Source organism: Mycobacterium sp. DL99 (assembly GCF_004762045.1).
Lineage (GTDB): Bacteria > Actinomycetota > Actinomycetes > Mycobacteriales > Mycobacteriaceae > Mycobacterium.
The window spans coordinates 3521244-3540724 of the sequence record NZ_SJOM01000007.1; the positions used below are offsets into that span (position 1 = coordinate 3521244).

16 protein-coding genes and 1 riboswitch are annotated in these 19481 nt (G+C 67.4%); of the genes, 4 read left to right on the forward strand and 12 right to left on the reverse strand.

The annotated features are described in order from the left end of the window. Positions 1-6 precede the first annotated feature (6 nt). Positions 7-624 (reverse strand): TetR/AcrR family transcriptional regulator, encoded by a 618-nt coding sequence (locus tag EYZ64_RS17380; protein WP_135455115.1) that lies wholly within the window; start codon positions 622-624, stop codon positions 7-9. Between the two features lie 171 nt (positions 625-795). On the opposite strand from EYZ64_RS17380, the gene EYZ64_RS17385 reads away from it, so the two are divergent. The 4 genes from EYZ64_RS17385 to EYZ64_RS17400 all read left to right on the forward strand — a co-directional run bounded on the left by EYZ64_RS17385 (position 796) and on the right by EYZ64_RS17400 (position 7482). After that, positions 796-1869 carry a zinc-binding dehydrogenase gene (locus EYZ64_RS17385; RefSeq protein WP_135455117.1) on the forward strand — a complete coding sequence of 358 codons (1074 nt, stop codon included), beginning with the start codon at positions 796-798 and terminating at the stop codon, positions 1867-1869. 86 nt (positions 1870-1955) lie between these two features. Continuing rightward, positions 1956-2858 carry a 3-methyladenine DNA glycosylase gene (locus tag EYZ64_RS17390; protein ID WP_135455120.1) on the forward strand — a complete coding sequence of 301 codons (903 nt, stop codon included), beginning with the start codon at positions 1956-1958 and terminating at the stop codon, positions 2856-2858. Between the two features lie 78 nt (positions 2859-2936). Further along, on the forward strand, positions 2937-5147 hold the full coding sequence (locus tag EYZ64_RS17395) for a malate synthase G (RefSeq protein ID WP_135455122.1): 2211 nt from the start codon (positions 2937-2939) through the stop codon (positions 5145-5147). 55 nt (positions 5148-5202) lie between these two features. Beyond that, positions 5203-7482: a substrate-binding domain-containing protein gene (locus EYZ64_RS17400; RefSeq protein WP_135455124.1), complete on the forward strand. Its 2280-nt coding sequence runs from the start codon at positions 5203-5205 to the stop codon at positions 7480-7482. A 154-nt stretch (positions 7483-7636) separates the two neighbouring features. Here EYZ64_RS17400 and gcvP read toward each other — a convergent pair whose 3' ends face one another. From gcvP to secA2, 11 genes are all read right to left on the reverse strand, one after another. Then, positions 7637-10468, reverse strand: a complete 2832-nt coding sequence (gene gcvP, locus EYZ64_RS17405; protein WP_135455126.1) for an aminomethyl-transferring glycine dehydrogenase — start codon at positions 10466-10468, stop codon at positions 7637-7639. Between the two features lie 153 nt (positions 10469-10621). Continuing rightward, positions 10622-10720, reverse strand: a riboswitch (glycine riboswitch). Between the two features lie 106 nt (positions 10721-10826). After that, entirely contained in the window at positions 10827-11447 is a 621-nt protein-coding gene (locus EYZ64_RS17410) for a MerR family transcriptional regulator (protein WP_135455129.1), read from the reverse strand. 255 nt (positions 11448-11702) lie between these two features. Next, positions 11703-12197: a bifunctional nuclease family protein gene (locus EYZ64_RS17415; RefSeq protein ID WP_019346056.1), complete on the reverse strand. Its 495-nt coding sequence runs from the start codon at positions 12195-12197 to the stop codon at positions 11703-11705. 123 nt (positions 12198-12320) lie between these two features. Further along, the gene (ftsR, locus tag EYZ64_RS17420; protein WP_135455131.1) at positions 12321-13073 is read right to left on the reverse strand and encodes a transcriptional regulator FtsR; all 753 of its coding nucleotides are present in this window, start codon (positions 13071-13073) and stop codon (positions 12321-12323) included. 3 nt (positions 13074-13076) lie between these two features. Beyond that, entirely contained in the window at positions 13077-13556 is a 480-nt protein-coding gene (gene garA / locus EYZ64_RS17425) for a glycogen accumulation regulator GarA (protein WP_036449747.1), read from the reverse strand. A 189-nt stretch (positions 13557-13745) separates the two neighbouring features. Further along, the gene (gcvH, locus tag EYZ64_RS17430) at positions 13746-14141 is read right to left on the reverse strand and encodes a glycine cleavage system protein GcvH (RefSeq protein WP_135455133.1); all 396 of its coding nucleotides are present in this window, start codon (positions 14139-14141) and stop codon (positions 13746-13748) included. A 36-nt stretch (positions 14142-14177) separates the two neighbouring features. Next, on the reverse strand, positions 14178-14930 hold the full coding sequence (locus tag EYZ64_RS17435; RefSeq protein ID WP_135460082.1) for a DUF881 domain-containing protein: 753 nt from the start codon (positions 14928-14930) through the stop codon (positions 14178-14180). Between the two features lie 190 nt (positions 14931-15120). Then, positions 15121-15453 carry a small basic family protein gene (locus EYZ64_RS17440; protein ID WP_003882035.1) on the reverse strand — a complete coding sequence of 111 codons (333 nt, stop codon included), beginning with the start codon at positions 15451-15453 and terminating at the stop codon, positions 15121-15123. A 28-nt stretch (positions 15454-15481) separates the two neighbouring features. Continuing rightward, positions 15482-16381, reverse strand: coding sequence for a DUF881 domain-containing protein (locus EYZ64_RS17445; RefSeq protein WP_135455135.1), 900 nt, complete (start codon positions 16379-16381; stop codon positions 15482-15484). Further along, positions 16378-17001, reverse strand: a complete 624-nt coding sequence (locus EYZ64_RS17450; protein ID WP_135455137.1) for a CDP-alcohol phosphatidyltransferase family protein — start codon at positions 16999-17001, stop codon at positions 16378-16380. Before EYZ64_RS17450 ends, EYZ64_RS17445 begins: the two co-directional genes overlap by 4 nt. Positions 17002-17011: 10 nt before the next feature. After that, a complete protein-coding gene (secA2, locus tag EYZ64_RS17455; RefSeq protein ID WP_135455139.1) occupies positions 17012-19369 on the reverse strand; it encodes an accessory Sec system translocase SecA2 in 2358 nt (785 codons plus the stop codon). Positions 19370-19481 lie beyond the last annotated feature (112 nt).

Genomic DNA, 19481 nt, shown 5'->3' on the forward strand with positions numbered 1-19481 from the left:
GCGGGACTATCCCCCGGGTCGATCGAGCAGGCCACGCAGAATCAGGTCGGCCAGTTCGACGGCCGCACTTTCGATGGCCTGTTCCGCGTCGTCGATCCCGCGCACGCACACGGCGTACAGGGCTGCCCCGCCGATCGCATCCATGATGGTGTCGACATTGACCTGCCGACGGACCAGCCCCTCCGAGGCGGCGGCGGTCACGAGTGACGCGAGCTGCGTGCGCGCGGCGGCGTCGAGCCGCTCCGTCATGAGCCTGCGGATGTCGGAGTCCGCCCGCAGATCGGTCAACAGACCCGGAATCGATTCCCGCACAGCGGGATCGCAGAACATCAGAAATGCACCGCGACACAGCCGGGTGACCTCGGTGGCGACGTCGTCGCTCGGGGCAGCGGGGTCCAGATCCGGGAACACCGCTTCGTGGACCAGGAGCGCCTTGGATTTCCACCTGCGATAGATGGTCGGCCGGCTGACCCCGGCCGTGCTGGCGATCAGGTCGATGGACGTCGCCGCGTAGCCACGCTGCACCAACAGTCGGCGGGTCGTACTCAGCACGGCCTGGTCGATCGACGGATCTGGACGTGACCCCTGCCGCCGATGGCGAGTGCCGGCCGAACGCGTCGCCACGCTGTCTCCTCACATCGCCGGGCAGGTCAGCCGAGTCTGGCACACCGTCCAGCTCCAGCGGCGCCACCATCTATTGCCATGGTGCCACATTTGTTGTTACAACGTGTAACAACAAATGTTCATAGGAGCCCAAGCGACTTCCCTCAACATCAACCATGAAATGGAGAAACAGTGAACGAGACTGCAGCCAAACCGATTTCGGCTGAAGCCTGGGTGGCCATCGCCCTCGGCGATCCGGCGAAGGTGCTCGAGCGCCAGACCGTGGAGGTCCGCGCACCCGGGCCGGGTGAGATCCGGGTCGCGGTGCGGGCCTTCTGCCTGAACTTCAACGACATCGACGTCATTCAGGGCCGGTACACGACCATGCCCCTGCAGCCGCCGTTCATCCCCGGCATGGAGGCCGTGGGCGTCGTCGAGAGCGCCGGGCTCGGCGCCGAGCACCTGGTGGGCCGGCGCATCGTGGGCATCCCGTCGATGGCCTTCGGCGGGTACGCCTCGTACGCGATCGTCGATGCGGCGACCGCCCTCGAGCTGCCCGACTGGGTCAGCGACGCCGACGGAGCCGCCCTGCACTACCCGTTCCATCTGGGTTGGTTCGCGCTGCACGAGAGGGGCCGGCTCAAGCCCGGCGAGACGCTGCTGGTGCACGCGGCGGCCGGTGGAACCGGATCGGGCGCGCTGGTGCTCGGCAAGGCTCTCGGTGCCCGCGTGATCGCCACCGCGGGCAGTGACGAGAAGCTCGACTTCTGTCGCCGGCTCGGTGCCGACCACGCCATCAACTACCGCAACGGCGACTGGGTGGAGCAGGTCATGGACCTCACCTATGGCCGCGGCGTGGACGTCGCATTCGATGCGGTCGGAGGGAGCGTGACCACCGATACCTTCCGCTGCATGGGTTTCAACGGGCGTCACCTGATGGCCGGATTCGCCGAGGACATCGCGCTGGAGGACGGCGACTACCTCTCGCCGCGTCCCATCGCCTACGGCAACTTCGACGTGTGCGGGGTATGCCTGGTCTACGTGACCGACCCGCTCGCGGTCCGCCGCACCCTCGGGTTCAACTGGCCCGCCCGCTCCGAGGGCCTCGATGCCCACGTCAAGTTGCTCGAAATGCTGCGTACCGGGGCCATCCAGACCGTCATCGGCGCCCAGGTGGCCTGGTCGGACCTGCCGGCACAGCTGGAGCGGATGCAGGCCCGGCAGACCACGGGCCGGCTGGTGGTCACCACCGGCGCACACGGCTGAGCCCGCAACGCCACAGGTAGGCTCAAGCCGCACGGCGGCGGCGGGCCACCCAGTGGAGGAGACATGGAAGAGCGACGGGATGCACCATGCCCGGGCTGACCCTTCCGGGTGTCGCCGAAGCCGAAGAGGTATTGGCGGCCCCGGACTGGGCGGCCCGAGCAGAATCACACCGGCGCCGCAGCGACGACTTCCTCACACCACACCTGCGCCGCCAACACGCCGGTGAACCGCATCCGGTATGGGATTTCCTGTTCACTTATTACAGCCTCCGTCCCCGGCAGCTACGGCGATGGCATCCGGGGTTCGGGGTGGTACTCGCCGGCGAGAACGCCGGCTCCTATCTGCAACGCACCGGGTACGGCCGACACCCGCACGGCGTCACGGTCCGGGACGAATACCTGCGCTCGCGCATCGAGACGGTCCGATTCGTGGCACGTCTGATGCGCGCGACCGCCACCCGGGCACCCCGGATGAACTGCTTCGGCCTACATGAATGGGCAATGGTCTACCGGACTCCCCAGCTACGCCACGACCAGGTTCCACTGCGCCTCGGCACCGCCGGAACCGATGCCGTCGTCGAATCAATGCCGTTGCGGTGCAGCCACTTCGATGCATTCCGGTTCTTCACCGACGCTGCCGTTCCCCGCAACGACCGGCAACTGAGCCGGGACCAGCAGATCGACACCGAACAGCCCGGCTGCATCCACGCCGCCATGGACACCTACAAGTGGGCCTACAAACTGGGTCCGCTGGTGCCGTCGGAATTGGTGATGGACGCGCTCGATCTCGCGGCCGACGCGCGGGCGCTCGATATGTGTGCCAGCCCATACGACTTGAAGCAGTATGGTTTCGAGCCGATCGCCATCGAAACACCGGCCGGGCGTGCCGAATACGTCAGGGCCCAACAGCGCATCGCCGAGCGGGCGGCTCCGTTGCGGGTCACTCTGGCAAACCGGTGTGAGCTGTTGCTCACCAGGCTGGACGGCTGAAAGGCCGACGTTACCAATGGGTAAGCTGGATAAACGGCAGGCATCGCACGGTGCCTGGAGCCGAGGGAGGAAACGCGCATGACCAATCGCGTGACTGTCGGAAACCTGCGCGTTGCACAGGTGCTGCACGACTTCATCACGAACGAGGCACTGCCGGGCACCGGCGTCGACCCGGACAGCTTCTGGTCCGGCGTCGACAAGGTCGTCGCCGACCTCACCCCCAAGAATCAGGACCTGCTGGCCCGTCGCGACGATCTGCAGGCGCAGATCGACAAGTGGCACCGCGCCCACGTGCTCGAGCCGGTCGACCCCGAGGCCTACAAGCAGTTCCTCACCGATATCGGCTACCTGCTGCCCGAGCCCGCCGACTTCACCATCACCACGTCCGGCGTCGACGACGAGATCACCTCGACCGCCGGCCCGCAGCTCGTTGTGCCGATCCTCAACGCCCGTTTCGCGCTCAATGCCGCCAACGCCCGCTGGGGCTCGCTCTACGACGCGCTGTACGGCACCGACGTCATCAGTGACGAGGGCGGCGCCGAGACGGGGGCGGGGTCCGGCGGCGGATACAACCCTGTCCGCGGCGACAAGGTGATCGCCTATGCGCGCAACTTCCTGGATCAGGCCGTGCCGCTGACCGCGGGCTCGTGGAGCGATGCCACCGGTCTCAAGATCGACGAAGGCCAGTTGCTCGTCGAGTACGGCGACGGTCTGTCCGCCGGCCTGGCCACCCCCGAACAGTTCGTCGGTTACACGGGTGAACTCGGGCAGCCGCAGTGGTCGGTGCTGCTGGTCAACCACGGCCTGCACATCGAGATCCTCGTCGACCCCGACTCCCCCGTCGGCTCCACCGACGCCGCCGGCATCAAGGACGTCGTCCTGGAATCCGCGATCACCACGATCATGGACTTCGAGGACTCGGTGGCCGCCGTCGACGCCGATGACAAGGTGCTCGGCTACCGCAACTGGCTGGGCCTGAACCGGGGCGATCTAACGGAAGAGGTCGCCAAGGGCGGCAAGACCTTCACCCGCGTCCTCAACCCCGACCGCACCTTCACCACGCCCGACGGCGAGGGCGAGCTGACCCTGCCCGGACGCAGCCTGCTGTTCGTGCGCAACGTCGGACACCTGATGACCAACGACGCGATCGTTGATGCGGACGGCAACGAGATCCCCGAGGGGATCCAGGACGCGCTGTTCACCGGACTGATCGCCATGCACGGGCTGAAGTCCACCGAAGAGAACGGCGAGCTGACCAACAGCCGGACCGGCTCGGTCTACATCGTGAAGCCCAAGATGCACGGCCCCGACGAGGTCGCCTTCGCCTGCGAGCTGTTCGGCCGCGTCGAGGACGTCCTGGGCCTGCCCGGGGGCACCCTCAAGGTCGGCATCATGGACGAGGAACGCCGCACCACGGTCAACCTGAAAGCCTGCATCAAGGCAGCGGCCGACCGCGTGGTGTTCATCAACACCGGCTTCCTGGATCGCACCGGCGACGAGATCCACACCTCGATGGAGGCCGGCCCGATGATCCGCAAGGGCGGCATGAAGACCCAGCCGTGGATCAAGGCGTACGAGGACAACAACGTCGACGTCGGCCTGGCCACCGGCCTGGCCGGTAAGGCCCAGATCGGCAAGGGCATGTGGGCCATGACCGATCTGATGGCCGACATGGTCGAGCAGAAGATCGGTCAGCCCAAGGCCGGCGCCACCACCGCGTGGGTGCCGTCGCCGACCGCGGCCACCTTGCACGCGATGCACTACCACCAGGTGGACGTCGAGGCCGTGCAGAAGGAACTGGCCGGCAAGAAGCGCGCCACGATCGAAGAACTGCTGACGATCCCGCTCGCGGACTCCTCCCTGACCTGGTCACCCGAGGAGATCCACGAAGAGGTGGACAACAACTGCCAGTCGATCCTGGGCTATGTGGTCCGCTGGATCGACGCCGGCGTCGGCTGCTCGAAGGTGCCCGACATCCACAACGTCGCGCTGATGGAAGACCGCGCCACGCTGCGGATCTCCAGCCAGCTGCTGGCCAACTGGCTGCGTCACGGCGTCATCACCGAAGAGGACGTCAAGGCCAGCCTGCGCCGGATGGCCGCCGTCGTCGACGAGCAGAACGCCGGTGATCCCGACTATCTGGCGATGGCACCGAACCCGGATGCCAGCATCGCGTTCGGCGCGGCGCAGGAGCTGATCCTGTCCGGGGCCCAGCAGCCCAACGGCTACACCGAGCCGATCCTGCACCGGCGCCGCCGCGAGTTCAAAGCGAGCACCGCCGGGAAGTGATTAGACTTCGGCGGGTCCGGATGACTAGTCGGCGCGAGACGTACAGGGGTTAGGAATGGGCAGGCACAGCATTCCCGACCCTGAGGATGCTCCCGACGAGCCGCATGTCGGCGAGCCCGGGTATTCCGACGGCTACGAACCTCCCCGCCGCGAGCAGTCACGGCGCGCCGCAGACGATTTCGACACGTCCGGGCATCAGGCCGATCGCGGGTACCGGGATGCACCGGCGTACCGCGAAGAGCCTGACTACCGGGGCTACCGGGCCGAGCCCGATTACCGTGCGCCCCAGTACGCCGACGGTGACGACGACTACGAATCGGACTATCGCGATTCGGAGTACGCCGATTACGACGAAGCGGACTACGTCGAGGCCGATTACGCCGACGCCGACGACGACGGTTACGAGGACGAGTACGTCGACGGTTACCGCGGCAAGTACGCCGATGCCGACGACGACTATGCCGCGGAGTACTCCGACGAGTATTCCGAGGGCGACTACGCCGATGATCAGCCGACCGCGCAGTTCGGCGCCGTCTCCGAGCCACCACCCCCGTCCGCCCCGTCGAGCCGCCAGCACGGCGGCGACTGGGACGGCGGCGAGTGGACCGGCAGCCACCGCGCCGTTCAGTCCGGGCGGCGCGGTGTCAGCGTCGGCGTGATCGTCGCGCTTTGCACCGTGGTGGCCGTGGTCGGCGCGATGATCCTGTGGAAATTCTTCGGTGACGTCCTCGCCGGCCGCAGCGATGCCGCGGCCGCGCGCTGCGTCGACGGCGAACTCGGAGTCGCCGTGATCGCCGACCCGACCATCTCGACGCACATCGAGGGACTGGCCAACACGTACAACGAGTCGGTCAGCCCCGTCGGTGACCGCTGCGTCAAGGTGCGCGTGCAGTCCGCCGAATCCGACCGGGTGGTCGGTGGCTTCGCCAACACGTGGCCGAGCGAGCTCGGCGACCGTCCGGCACTGTGGATTCCGGCCTCCGGCATCGCCGAGGCGCGGCTGGAGGCGACGGCAGGCGCCAAGGCCGTCAGCGACAGCCGATCCCTGGTCACCTCACCGGTCCTGCTCGCGGTCCGTCCGCAGCTCAAGGACGCACTGGCACAACAGTCCTGGGCCACCCTGCCGCAACTGCAGAGCAGCCCGGCCGCGATGAACGCGCTCAAGCTGCCCGGTTGGGGCACACTCAAACTCGCGTTGCCGACCCGCAGCAACGGCGATGCCGCTCCCTTGGCCGCCGAGGCCGTCGCTGCGGCATCCGCCCCCGCGGGCGCGCCGGCCACCTCGGGCATGAACGGCGTCAACAGTCTGCTCCGCGGGCAGCCCAAGCTCGACGACACCGAGCTGGGAACCGCCTTCGATGCGCTGCTCAATGCCTCCGATCCGGCGACCGCGCCGGTGCACGCGGTGGCCACCACCGAACAACAGATCTTCCAGCGGGGCAGCTCGCTCGATGACGCCAAGGGCTCCCTGGCCGGCTGGGTGCCGCCCGGCCCGACGGCCACCGCCGACTACCCGACGGTTCTGCTGGCCGGAGACTGGCTGGAGAAGGAGCAGGTCACTGCGGCCAGCGAATTCGCCCGCTACCTGCGCAAGCCCGAGCAGCTCGCCGTGCTCGCCAAGGCCGGATTCCGGGCTGAGGGGACGACACCACCGTCCAGCGATGTGACCGCTTTCGGTCAGCTGGCCGCGCCGTTGTCGATCGGCGACAACACCATGCGGGTGACGCTGGCCAACGCGACAGCTACGCCGACGGGAAGCCCCGCCGTCACCATCATGCTCGACCAGTCGATGCCGACCGAGGAGGGCGGCAAGTCCCGGTTGGCCAACGTGGTGGCCGCGCTCAACAGCCGGGTCAAGGCACTGCCGGACACCGCGGCGGTCGGCCTGTGGACCTTCGACGGCACCGAAGGCCGCTCTGACGTCTCGACGGGGCCGTTGGCCGAGCCGGTCGGCGGTGAGCGTCGCTCCGATGCGCTGACCTCGACGCTGGACCAGCAGTCGGCGTCCGGAGGCGGTGCGGTGTCGTTCACGACGCTGCGGATGGTCTACACCGAGGCGCTGTCGAAATATCGTGAGGGCCAGGCTAATTCCATTCTGGTGATCACCACCGGCCCGCACACCGATCAGAGCCTGGACGGGGCGGGACTGCAGGAGTTCATCCGCGGCGCTTTCGACCCAGCCCGTCCGATCGCGGTCGACGTGATCGATTTCGGCAGCGGCTCGGACCGGACCACCTGGGAAGCCGTCGCACAGGCGAGCAGCGGCACGTATCAGCACCTCTCCAGCTCGACCTCGCCCGAACTGGCCACCGCCGTCAACACCATGCTGGGCTGAGCCTCAGCACCCTGCCGCGCCCGTCCCCCGGTGACGCATCAACGCGCTGATGCGCCGCTTTCTACCCCAGGGCTGTTCGCCGCGACCGAGCGCAGCCCTGGGGTAGAAAGCGACGTACGAATCCCGCGACCGGTACACCGGCCGCGGGTATGCCTCAGGCGAATGCCTCGACCGGCGGGCAGGAGCACACCAGATTCCGGTCGCCATAGGCGCCGTCGATACGCCGCACCGGGGGCCAGACCTTGGGTCGGTACCCCTTGCCCAACGGGTAGGCGGCCTGTTCGCGGGTGTACGGATGATCCCAGTCGGCCACGAGCAGGCACTCGGCTGTGTGGGGAGCGCCGCGCAGCGGGTTGTCATCCACCGGCCACTCCCCCGAACCGACCCGGTCGATCTCGGCGCGAATCGCGATCATCGCGTCGCAGAACGCGTCGACCTCGGTCAGGCTCTCACTCTCGGTCGGCTCGACCATCAACGTGCCGGCCACCGGGAAGCTCATGGTCGGTGCATGGAATCCGTAGTCCGCGAGGCGCTTTGCCACATCGTCGACGGTCACGCCGGTGTCCTTGGTGATCCCCCGGAGGTCCAGGATGCACTCGTGGGCGACCATGCCGTTCTCGCCCGTGTAGAGCACCGGGTAGTACTCGTCGAGCCGGCGGGCCACGTAGTTCGCTGACGCGATCGCAGTCAGAGTCGCCTCCCGCAGGCCCTCGGCACCCATCATCCGGATGTAAGCCCAGGTGATCGGCAGGATCGACGCCGACCCGTACGGGGCGGCCGAGACCGTGTGCTCATCGGGCAGTTCGTCCGCCAGCGGATGGCCCGGCAGGAAGGGAGCCAGATGGGATCGAACCGCGACCGGCCCGACCCCCGGGCCGCCACCGCCGTGCGGGATGCAGAACGTCTTGTGCAGGTTCAGGTGGCTGACGTCACCGCCGAATCGGCCCGGCCGGGCCAACCCGACCAACGCATTGAGGTTCGCGCCGTCCACATAGACCTGGCCGCCCACGTCGTGCACCGCAGCGCAGATGTCGGCGACGTCGTGCTCGTACACCCCGTGCGTCGACGGGTAGGTGATCATCAGCGCCGCAACGCGATCCGCATGCTCGGCAATCTTCGCGCGCAGGTCGTCGAGGTCGACGTCGCCGTTCTCGCGACAGGCCACCACCACGACCCGCATCCCGGCCAGTGCCGCCGAGGCCGCGTTGGTGCCGTGTGCGCTCGACGGGATCAGGCAGAGGTCACGGTCGACGTCACCGCGGGAGACGTGGTAGGCCTTGATCGCCAGGAGTCCGGCGTACTCACCTTGCGAACCGGCGTTGGGCTGCAACGAAATCTGGTCGTAGCCGGTGATCCCGGTGAGCCAGTCCTGCAGATCGGCGATCAGTTTGCGCAGCCCCGGGTTGTCCGACGCCGGTGCGAATGGGTGCTGACGGCCGAATTCGGGCCAGGTGATCGGCTCCATCTCTGCGGCCGCGTTGAGCTTCATCGTGCAGGAGCCCAGCGGAATCATGCTGCGGTCCAAGGCAATATCCTTGTCCGCCAGCGACCGGAGGTAGCGCATCATCTCGGTCTCGGTGCGGTAGGAGTTGAATGCCGGATGAGTCAGGAACTCGGAGGTTCGCGTCAGGATGCCGGCGGACACCGGAGCGGCGGGCGAAACCTCGAACGCCTCCACGACCGCAGCCACATGCGCACCGGTGGTCGCCTCGTCGCAGGACACGGACACGTGGTCGGCGTCGACGCGCCACAGGTTGATCCCCTTGGCCTTGGCCGCGGCGATCACATCGTCGGCGCGTCCGGGAACCCGGGCCAGCACGGTGTCGAAGTACTTGTCGTGCACCAACGCGTCTCCGAGCGCGCCCGCGATGGCTGAGGCATGACCGTGCACGCGGCGGGCGATGGCGGTCAAACCCGGTGCACCGTGATAGCTGGCGTACATCGCGGCCATCACCGCCAGCAGCACCTGCGCGGTACAGATGTTGCTGGTCGCCTTGTCCCGGCGGATGTGCTGCTCACGAGTCTGCAGCGCCAGGCGGTACGCCGGGGCCCCGTCCGCGTCGACGGACACGCCGACCAACCGGCCCGGAAGCTGCCGGGCGTGCTTGGCGTGCACGGCGAGATAACCGGCGTGCGGACCGCCGAATCCCATTGGCACACCGAACCGTTGGCTGGTTCCGAAGGCCACGTCGGCCCCGATCTCCCCCGGCGGGGTGATCACGGTCAGCGCTAGCAGATCGGCGCCGACGGCGACGAGCGCGTCCCGCTCGTGGGCTGCACTGATCAGTCCAGCCCAGTCATCGACACGTCCGCTCGCTCCCGGCAGTTGCACGATGACGCCGAAGAACTCGCCGTCCGGAAGTCCCTGGCGCAGATCGGCCGTGACAATCTCGATGCCGAGCGGCTCCGCACGGGTGGCCAGCACGGCCGCGGTCTGCGCATACACGTCGGTGTCGACCAGCAGTCGATTCGCCTTCGACTTGGTCGCGCGGTGCATCAGCGTCATGGCCTCGGCCGCGGCGGTGCCCTCGTCGAGCATCGAGGCGTTCGCCACCTCGAGTCCGGTCAGATCCGACACCATGGTCTGGAAGTTCAGCAGCGCCTCGAGGCGGCCCTGGCTGATCTCGGGCTGATACGGCGTGTACGCGGTGTACCAGGCGGGGTTCTCAAGAATGTTGCGCCGCAGCACAGCGGGCGTGAAGGTGTCGAAGTAGCCCTGGCCGATCATCGAGACCGCGGTCGTATTGGAGTCGGCCAACGCGCGCAACTCGGCCAGCGACTCCTCTTCGGTGGCCGGCGCGGGCAGACCCTCCAGGCCCGGGGCGACACCACCAGAGGACAGCGCGTCGAGGATGCCTGCCGGAAGCGCCTTGGCGGCGAGCTCGTCGAGGGAGGCCACGCCGATCACGTCGAGCATGGTGCTGACGGCGGAGGCGTCCGGGCCGATGTGGCGATCGGCGAAACGCGATTGATGCTGGTCGGACACGACACTCTCCTGAGGCGCAGACGTGCTCAGACGTCGTAGCAGTCCCTCTCCCTCTGTCGTCGACCCGGTCCGGGCGCCTGAGAGATTCAGCCCCGGTACAGGACTTTTCCCCATGGGCGGGTACCCGATGGGCACCACTTTCCAGAGGCATCGGGGCCTGGCGCGGTCCTGGGTGCCTGAGAGGTTGACGGAGAGGTATTGCTCCTTCGGCGTCCGTGGCTGGCTGTCACGAAACTCTCCCGCACGAGGGCGATGCGTCGATAATTCTACCGGCCGCTCACCTATGCCCGCGAACAGACGCGCAGCTGCCCCACATCGCTGGATGCGGGGCAGCTAGGTGTCTGTTCGCGAGGGGAGATCAGCCGATCTTGCGGTCGCGGCTTTTGCGGCGCGACGCCAACTCATCCTCGGGTGATGCGATGGACTCGCCGCCGTCGGCACGCTCGCCCGGGAAGTCGGCGATGGTGCCGGTCAACTCACGCATGGCGCCGGATACCGCGATGCCGAACACGCCCTGGCCGCCCTGCAGCAGATCGACAACCTCTTCGGCCGAGGTGCACTCATAGACCGTGGTGCCGTCGGAGAACAGGGTGATGTTGGCCAGATCCTGCACGCCGCGCTGGCGTAGGTGGTCGACCGCGACCCGGATGTTGTGCAACGAGATACCGGTGTCCAGCAACCGCTTGACGATCTTGAGGACCAGGACGTCCTTGAACGAATACAGGCGCTGGCTGCCCGAGCCGGCCGCGCCGCGGATCGAGGGAACCACCAGGGAGGTGCGGGCCCAGTAATCGAGCTGCCGGTAGGTGATACCGGCGATCTGGCATGCACTGGGACCGCGGTAACCGACCAGTTCGTCGGGCACCGAATCGTCGGGGAACAGGCCTCCCTGCACGGGTTCGCCAGATGGCCTGACGGGCGGCTCCGCGCCGCTCCCGGTGGTCAGATCCAGCTCTTCCTGCCGTGGCGTGTCACCCACTGTGAATCCTCTCGCCGTTCGAACTCGCACGCACCGTACTCCTATGTCCTGCAACGCGGCGATCTCTGCCGCGACGGTTTGCTGCGAGCTCGAATGTGTCGAGCATACGCTTCCCGCCGGGCCCTGATTGCCCGCTGCGAAGAAAGTATGGCGCCCGAATTCCCGCCGGATTGTCTCCCGCGCCGCGTGTTGACACCGGTATGCGCACTTGAGACGTATCCGTGATCTGCGGCCGCGCAGCGGGGGGCGGGACGGTCATGTCGCCTTGAAGTCGTCCGGCGAAACGCTGTCCAGGAACTCCTTGAACTTCTCCACCTCGTCCTCACGGACGGTGCCTGCGGCTTCTTCGTCGTTCTCGTCGGGAATCAGCAGGCCGGCCTCGGCAAGCACCGCTTCCTCCACGTAGATCGGCACGCCGACGCGCAGGGCGATCGCCACCGAGTCCGACGGCCTGGCCGAGACCTTGATGTCGCGGTCGAAGATCAGGTCGGCGTAGAAGGTGCCTTCCTGCAGGTCCACGATCCGCACCTCCTTGAGCGAATGCCCAAGGGCGGCAATGACATCTCGGATCAGGTCGTGAGTGAGAGGCCGGGTCGGTTCGACACCCTGCTGTTCCAGCGCGATCGCGGCGGCCTCCGACTGCCCGATCCAGATCGGTAGGTAACGGTCACCGTTGGACTCCCGCAAAAGCAACACGGGTTGGTTCTGCGGTTGCTCCACCCGAATGCCGACCACGCGAACCTCAGCCATCTGTGCCTGCCCTCCGCACCGCCGTGCCGTTTCGTCGAATCTTCGTCCGTCGCGCAGTCCGCCAGTTACCGATCGCCAGGGGTCCCGACTTAGACGAACTGGCCGTCGAAACGAGTCTAGTCCTCAGCGATCCAGAACGTCGCGTACGGCGGACTTGATCAGAGACGTGTGCAAAGTGATGGCCAAGGCGGCCACTTCACGAGCCAGATCGTCGGCTCGGTCGCGGGCTCCGGCCTTGCCCGCCTTGCCCACTGGGCCTGCGATCTGGGCGATCAGATCGGATTGCCGGTCGGCCGCGGAGCGGAATGCCCGCAGGTGTCGGGGCTCGACGCCGTAGTCGCCCAGGGCCCGCGCACACTGGGCGATCACCACGGAATGTTCATCGAAAAACCCGGCGGGCCCGGCGATGATGATGCCGTTGCGGACCAGCGCCCCCAGCGTCTCATCGTCGATGCCCGACCGGGCCAACAGGTCTTCGCGGGACAGCCGTACCTGGGTCGGCGCCACCGCCGCGACGACGGCAGCCCCGGACCCGGCCGCATCGGCGCCATCACCGGATACCGGCACCAGACGCGGTACCCCGTAGGTGGATCCCGCCTGAGGCAGCTCCCCGTCGGGTAGCGCGTCCAGCTGCGCCTTGATCACCTTCAACGGCAGATACTGGTCACGCTGCGCGGTCAGGATGAATCGCAACCGCGCACAGTCGTACGCCGTGAACCGCCGGTACCCCGACGCCGTCCGCTGCGGCGTCACCAGCCCCTCGGCCTCAAGGAACCGAATCTTGGAGATGCTGATGTCCGGAAAGTCGCCCCGGAGCAGGTCCAGCACTGCGCCGATCGACATCCCGGCCAGTGCAGGTCTGTCGGGGGCAGTCATCGGCTAGCTGGTCTGGCCGCTGTCGTCGTCAGAACGAGGGCCCGTCAGGAACACCAGGCGGAACTTCCCGATCTGCACTTCGTCACCATTGGCGAGTACGGCCGAATCGACCGGCTCGCGGTTGACGTACGTTCCGTTGAGGCTGCCGACGTCGACAACCTGGAACTCACCGCTCTCCAACCGGAACTCGGCGTGCCGACGGCTCACCGTGACGTCATCGAGAAAAATATCGCTGTCCGGGTGGCGCCCCGCCGAGGTCGTCGGCTGATCGAGCAGAAAACGCGATCCGGCGTTCGGTCCGCGCTTGACGACGAGCAATGCCGAGCCCGCGGGCAGGCCCTCGACACCGGAAACGGCGCCTTCGGTACCGGCCGTCGCGGGCGCATCCAGTTCGTTCAGAAAATCCGCGCGGAAAACCGATGTGGTTTCCACCGTCACGTCTTCCGACTGGTCGGCCCCCAAATTGCTGTCCTTGTCCGTCACCCGCTGCTCCTCACTGGCTGCTGTGGCGTTGCCCGGCGTGGCCCCAGCCCATCGTCGGTCTCACGTCGACCGTACCGCGCATCAGCCATCATTGGGTCCACCACCGCCGGATCCGATGGTGAAGATATCTGCGCGCAGGGTACGGCCCAACCGGTCTTTGCGACCGGCCCTCGAAACCCTAACAATTCCTTACTCGGTCACGGCGGCGCGGTAGCCGTCCGCGTCGAGCAAACCGGCCAGGGCGTCCTCGATCGTGCCCTCCTCGAGCCGCAGATCGACCAGCCAGCCTTCGCCGTAGGGGTCGGAATTGACCAGCTGCGGACTGCCGTCCAGATCACCGTTGACCGCAACGACTTTCGCCGCCACGGGGGCGTACAGGTCCGACACCGACTTGGTCGACTCGACCTCGCCGAACGCGTCACCGGAGGCCAGCTGGGCCCCGACTTCGGGCAGTTGGACGAACACCACATCGCCGAGTGCGGACTGCGCGTAATCGGTGATGCCGACGCGCACCGTGTCGTCACCGGTACGCGATACCCACTCGTGCTCCGAGGTGTAGTACAGGTCGGCTGGGATCTCGCTCACGGCGCTCCTTATGGTCGGGAGAGTTGGTTGCTCTGCTCACTTGACGGGCTGAGCGTATTGGCGTGGTTTCGGTTGCCGCAAGGCGGTGACGTCGACGCGCTCGGCTTGTTGTACCACCATCGTGCCGCCGACACGTTTCACACTGTCCATTGCCCCGCCGGGAATGTTCATCGCGGCCGCCAGCGTGGGCGGATCCCCTATCGCCAGAACCGAATACGGCGGCCGCAGGGTCACGTCGTCGACCGTGAGCTGCCCGGGGGTGCCGATGATCCAGGTGTCGAGGCCCACCCGCACGGCGGATTGCTGATCCCCGCCGCGGATCTCGACGGCCTCGGCGCCGGCCGCGCGCAGCTCGTTGATCACATCGAGCATGGTCTCGGCGGGCACCCCGGGCGCATTGTCTTCTATGGTGAGCGTCACTCCGGGACCCGTCGCGGCCACCGTCCCGATCTGGATGGACAGCGCCTCCAGCCGGGACTGGGCATTCTCGATCGCGGCCTGGTCACTGCTGCCCGAGGCCTGCAACTGCTGCAGTGTCCGCTGTAGATCGCCGACCTCGGTGTTGAGCGAGGCTTCACGTTGCTGCAGGGAATCGAGTAGCACGAGCAGATCCGCCGGCCGCGCGGTCTCCAGCGAATCCCCCGACTCGTTCTGGCGGACCTGCGTGACGATCGCCATACCGAGCAGGATGCACAACAGCACGCCGAGACCGCCGAACACGAGCTGCGAACGGCTGCGGCGCACGATTCGCAGATTCCGGAACCGGCGTGGCGAGACATCCGCGGGCATCTCATGACGGCCGTGGTGCTCGGCGTGGTGTTCAGGTTTGTGTTCGGGCTTGTGTTCGGGCTTGTGTTCGGGCTTGTGTTCCGCCTCGGCCTCCGGCTGAGGCTCCGGCCGGTCTTCGGGCTGGTCCGGTTCGGTGGTGCCGGACGGCGGGTCCGGCTCGGCCGGGGGTTTGGACTCCGATTCGCTCACGTCAGGCGCCGAACAACCTGCGCCGCAGTGCGGCGGCATTACCGAAGATCCGGATACCGAGAACCACGATGATCGCCGTCGACAACTGGGTACCGACGCCCAGCTGATCGCCGACGTACACGATCAGCGCCGCCACCAACACGTTGAACACGAACGACACCACGAACACCTTGGCGTCGAATATCCGCTCCAGATAGGCCCTCAACCCGCCGAAGACCGCGTCCAGCGCGGCCACCACCGCGATCGGAAGGTACGGCTCGACGAACTCGGGAACGCTCGGATGGAACACCAATCCGAGCACGATCCCGACGACCAGTGCGACGATCCCGATCATCTAACGGTCAATCCTGTGCACGTCAGGCCTATCCAATCTGTTTGGCGAAGTTGACATCCCGTACCGACACCGCGGGCACGGTCAGACCGTCGCCCGCGCTCACGTTCGCCCCGACCCCGTAGGAAGTCTCCAACAACCGCAGCCGCTGCAGACCCGGAGTGCGATCGAACGTATCGGCCATCCCCTTCGGCGGTCCGATGGCCACAATGACATACGGACTCGTGATCGGCTGGTTGTCGACCAGAATCCCGCCACCCGCCTGGCGGATCGTGACGCCAGCGCCGACCCGCACCCCGCCCACCGAAACCGCCTCTGCCCCACTGGCCCACAGTGAGTTCACCACCAGCTGCAGGTCCCGGTCGAGGATGATCTGCTGATTACCGGCGACCCGCTGTTTGGACACGTCGCTGAGGTCCTTTGACAGACCCGGATCCGTGACCGTGACGGTCAGCCCGGGACCGATCATCGGAATGGCGGCCGCTTCGATGTTGGCCGTGTCCAGACTGCCGAGCAACCGCTGGCCGTTCTCATCCATGCCGAGCCTGCTGCGCCGCTCGGCGTCCAGCTGATCGACGAGCGCGTCGCGCTCGGTACTGGCCGTGTCGGCACCGGCCTGAGCCGCTCGAACCCGCCCGGCGAGCGTGTGCTGGGCAACGCGTGCGGCCGGGGCCGCCGTCTGAGCCTGCCCCGCTGCGACCGCAAACACCGTGGCAATCGCGCCTGCGCCCACCAGCAACCACCCGATATCGGTGAACCGCCGGCGGGGCCGGTCACCGGCCTCACGTGCGGCGGCGGCCGCGGCATAGCCCGGGTCGAGGTGCTCCGACAGCAATGACCGCAGGAGCGAGGGCAGCGGAATGCGCTTGGGGGCGTGGGCCTCATGGTCGTTGAGCCCTGCCCCCGACTCGTAGCCGCCCAGGGTGCTCATGATCTGACGGGGAGTTGTCGCACCACCATCGTCACCTGGATCAGGTAGAGCACCGCAGACCACAGGTACAACGCCACGCCCCACAGCAGGAAGGCCCATCCGCAGGCCAGTGCCACCCGGCTCCACGTCGTGTCCCACTGACCGAGCAGCACCCACGGGAAGGCCGACATCAGGGCAAAGGTCGCGGCCTTGCCCACATACGTCACCGGCAGCGCCGTCAGGCCCCGGCGACGCAGGATCGGCAGCGTGGCGGCGAGCAGCACATCGCGGCCCAGCAGGGTCAGCACCAACCACCACGGCACCACGCCGTACAGCGCCAGGGCGACCGGAACCGTGACCATGTAGATCCGGTCGACGAGCGGATCGAGCAGCTCGCCGAGCCGCGACGACTGATTGTCGACCAGGCGCGCGATCTTCCCGTCGGCCCAGTCGGAGAAGCCGCTGAACATCAGGACCGCTACGGCCCACCCGTTGGCGTGCGCACCGAACAGCAGCCACAGGAACACCGGTACCAGCAGCAGGCGCAGCACACTGAGCGCGTTCGGCACGGTGAATACCCGGTCGCGTGCGTCAGTCGGCGGCGGTGCGCTCCTGCCCTCCGGAGCAGGCGCGTGGTCCATGCCTTAAAACCTAGCGGAACACGCCCGGCAGGCTCAGTGCCGACATGGTGTCGTCGTTGAGCGGATTGTCGTGGACCATGTACGTCCACGTCGACGTCGGCCGCGCGAGCTTGGACAGATCGATGCCCGGTTCGGCCTCGATCTCCTCCGCCGTGTCGAAGGTCTGCTGGGCGGCCTCGATGGCATCGGCGGCCAGCGAGGCGAAGGCGTCGACGGCCATCCGGTGGAATTCGTCGAGCGGGTTCTGGCGACCCAACGCCCGCAGGTGGATGCTCTCCCGGATGTCGGCGAGGAAGGCCAGATGGTCACACCAGCCGCGGTCCAGGTGGTAGAGCATGATCAGCCGGCAGACCTTCTCCAGCTTCTCCTCGCCGTCCTCCCCCAGTTCCTCGGCCAGCTTGGCGTAGCGCTCCGGTGACCGGGCCTGAAGCTCCTGGCGTGCGGTGTCGGTGCGCAGCAGGGTTTCGCGGCGGTCCACGATGATGGCGCGCTGCTGCGCGATCAGCTGGTTGTAACGCCAGGTGTTGGCGTGCACGTCGAGCAGCCGGCCCTCGGCGACGCGCTGCGCGTGGTCGAGCAGACCCGCGGCCTTGGGCGCGGTGATCCGGCCGTCCTCGTCGGTTTCGGTGGGCAGCTTGGTGTCGTCGAGGTGGGAGGCCACGACCTCGTCCTCCCAGCTGGAGAAGAAGACCGTGGACCCGGGGTCGCCCTGGCGCCCGGACCGTCCGCGCAATTGGTTGTCGAGGCGTTCGGTGTGGTGACGGCCCGTGCCGACCACATGCAACCCGCCGAGATCGGCCACCTTCTGCTTTTCCGGCGAGTCGTCGGCCGCATCGGATCCGCCGAGCCGGATGTCGGTGCCGCGACCGGCCATCTGGGTGGACACCGTGACCGAGCCCAGCTTGCCAGCCTCGGCGATCACGGCCGCCTCCTCGGCGTCGTTCTTGGCGTTGAGCACGACGGCGGGTACGCCCGCCTTGACCAGCCTGCGGTGCACGTCCTCGGACTCGGCCACGTCGTGGGTACCGACGAGCACGGGTTGACCGGTCTCGTGCACCTCGGCGATGTGTTCGACGATGGCGTGGTTCTTGGCCGCCTCGGTGAGATAGACCCGGTCCGTCTCGTCCTCGCGGACGTTGGGCTTGTTCGGCGGGATCGGCGACACCCCGAGCTTGTAGAACTGACGCAGCTGCTCGCCGGCGGCCAGCGCGGTACCCGTCATGCCGCAGACGGTCGGGTACCGGTTGACCAGTGCCTGCACCGTGATGGTGTCGAGCACCTCACCGGTCTCGGTGGTCTCGATGTCCTCCTTGGCCTCGACGGCGGCCTGCAGGCCGTCCGGCCAGCGCTGCAGCGAGGCGATCCGGCCACGGGACGCGTTGATCAGGTGGACCGCGCCGTCACGGACGATGTAATGCACGTCGCGCTGCAGCAGCACGTGCGCGTGCAGCGCGACGTTGACCTCGGTGAGCGTGGTGGCGACGTGTTCCTCGGAGTACAGGTCGATATTGCCCAGGCGGGCCTCGAGCTTGCGGGCCCCGGCCTCGGTGAGGTGCACGTTGCGGTTGTCGTCGTCGGTCGCGAAGTACTCGTCAGAACCGGTTCCGCTGATCAGCTCGCCGACCATCCGGATGATCTCGACGCGCGGCTGTTCTCGGTGACTGGTGCCGGCCAGCACCAGCGGCACCAGCGCCTCGTCGACCAGCACCGAGTCCGCTTCATCGATGAGGGCCACGTCGGGATTCGGAGAGACGAGGTCGGCGACGTCGGTGACCAGCTGATCGCGCAGCACGTCGAAGCCGATCTCGTTGACCGAGGCGTAGGTGATGTCGCACTCGTAGGCCGCGCGGCGCTGCTCGGCGGTGGAGTCGGCGGTGATCCAGCCGACCGTGAGCCCCAGCGCCTCCAGCAGCGGGGTCATCCACTCGGCGTCGCGGCGCGCCAGGTAGTCGTTGATGGTGATGACATGGACGTGCCTGCCACCGATCGCGTAGCCGGCCGCCGCGATCGCCCCGGCCAGGGTCTTGCCCTCACCGGTGGCCATCTCCACGACGTCCCCGGCAAGCATGCGCAGTGCTGCCAGCAGCTGCACATCGAAGGGACGCAGGGAGGTCGTTCGATCGGCAGCTTCCCGCGCCAGTGCCAGGAACTGCGGCATGTCCGCGGACGCGGCCAGGTCCTGCAGTTCGAGCAGCTTGGCGGCCTTGGTGAGCTGCTCGTCGTCGAGTCCGGCAGCCTTGTCCTCGAATTCGGCAGCTCCCTTGACCTCGGAGAGCGACCGGGCCTGATTCCGCTCGGTGGTGGCCCCCAATAGCTTCCAGAACTTGCTGCTCACGCGGCCCGGTTTGGCGCTGGACGTCTTCGGCACATGTTCACGGTACGCGGGCGCGGCGGATGCCTTTGAGCGTGACCCCGAACCGGATCGGCACAGCCGTGCCCTGGGACGTCCGACCCGGCTCATGCCAGTTGGTAGGGGTACT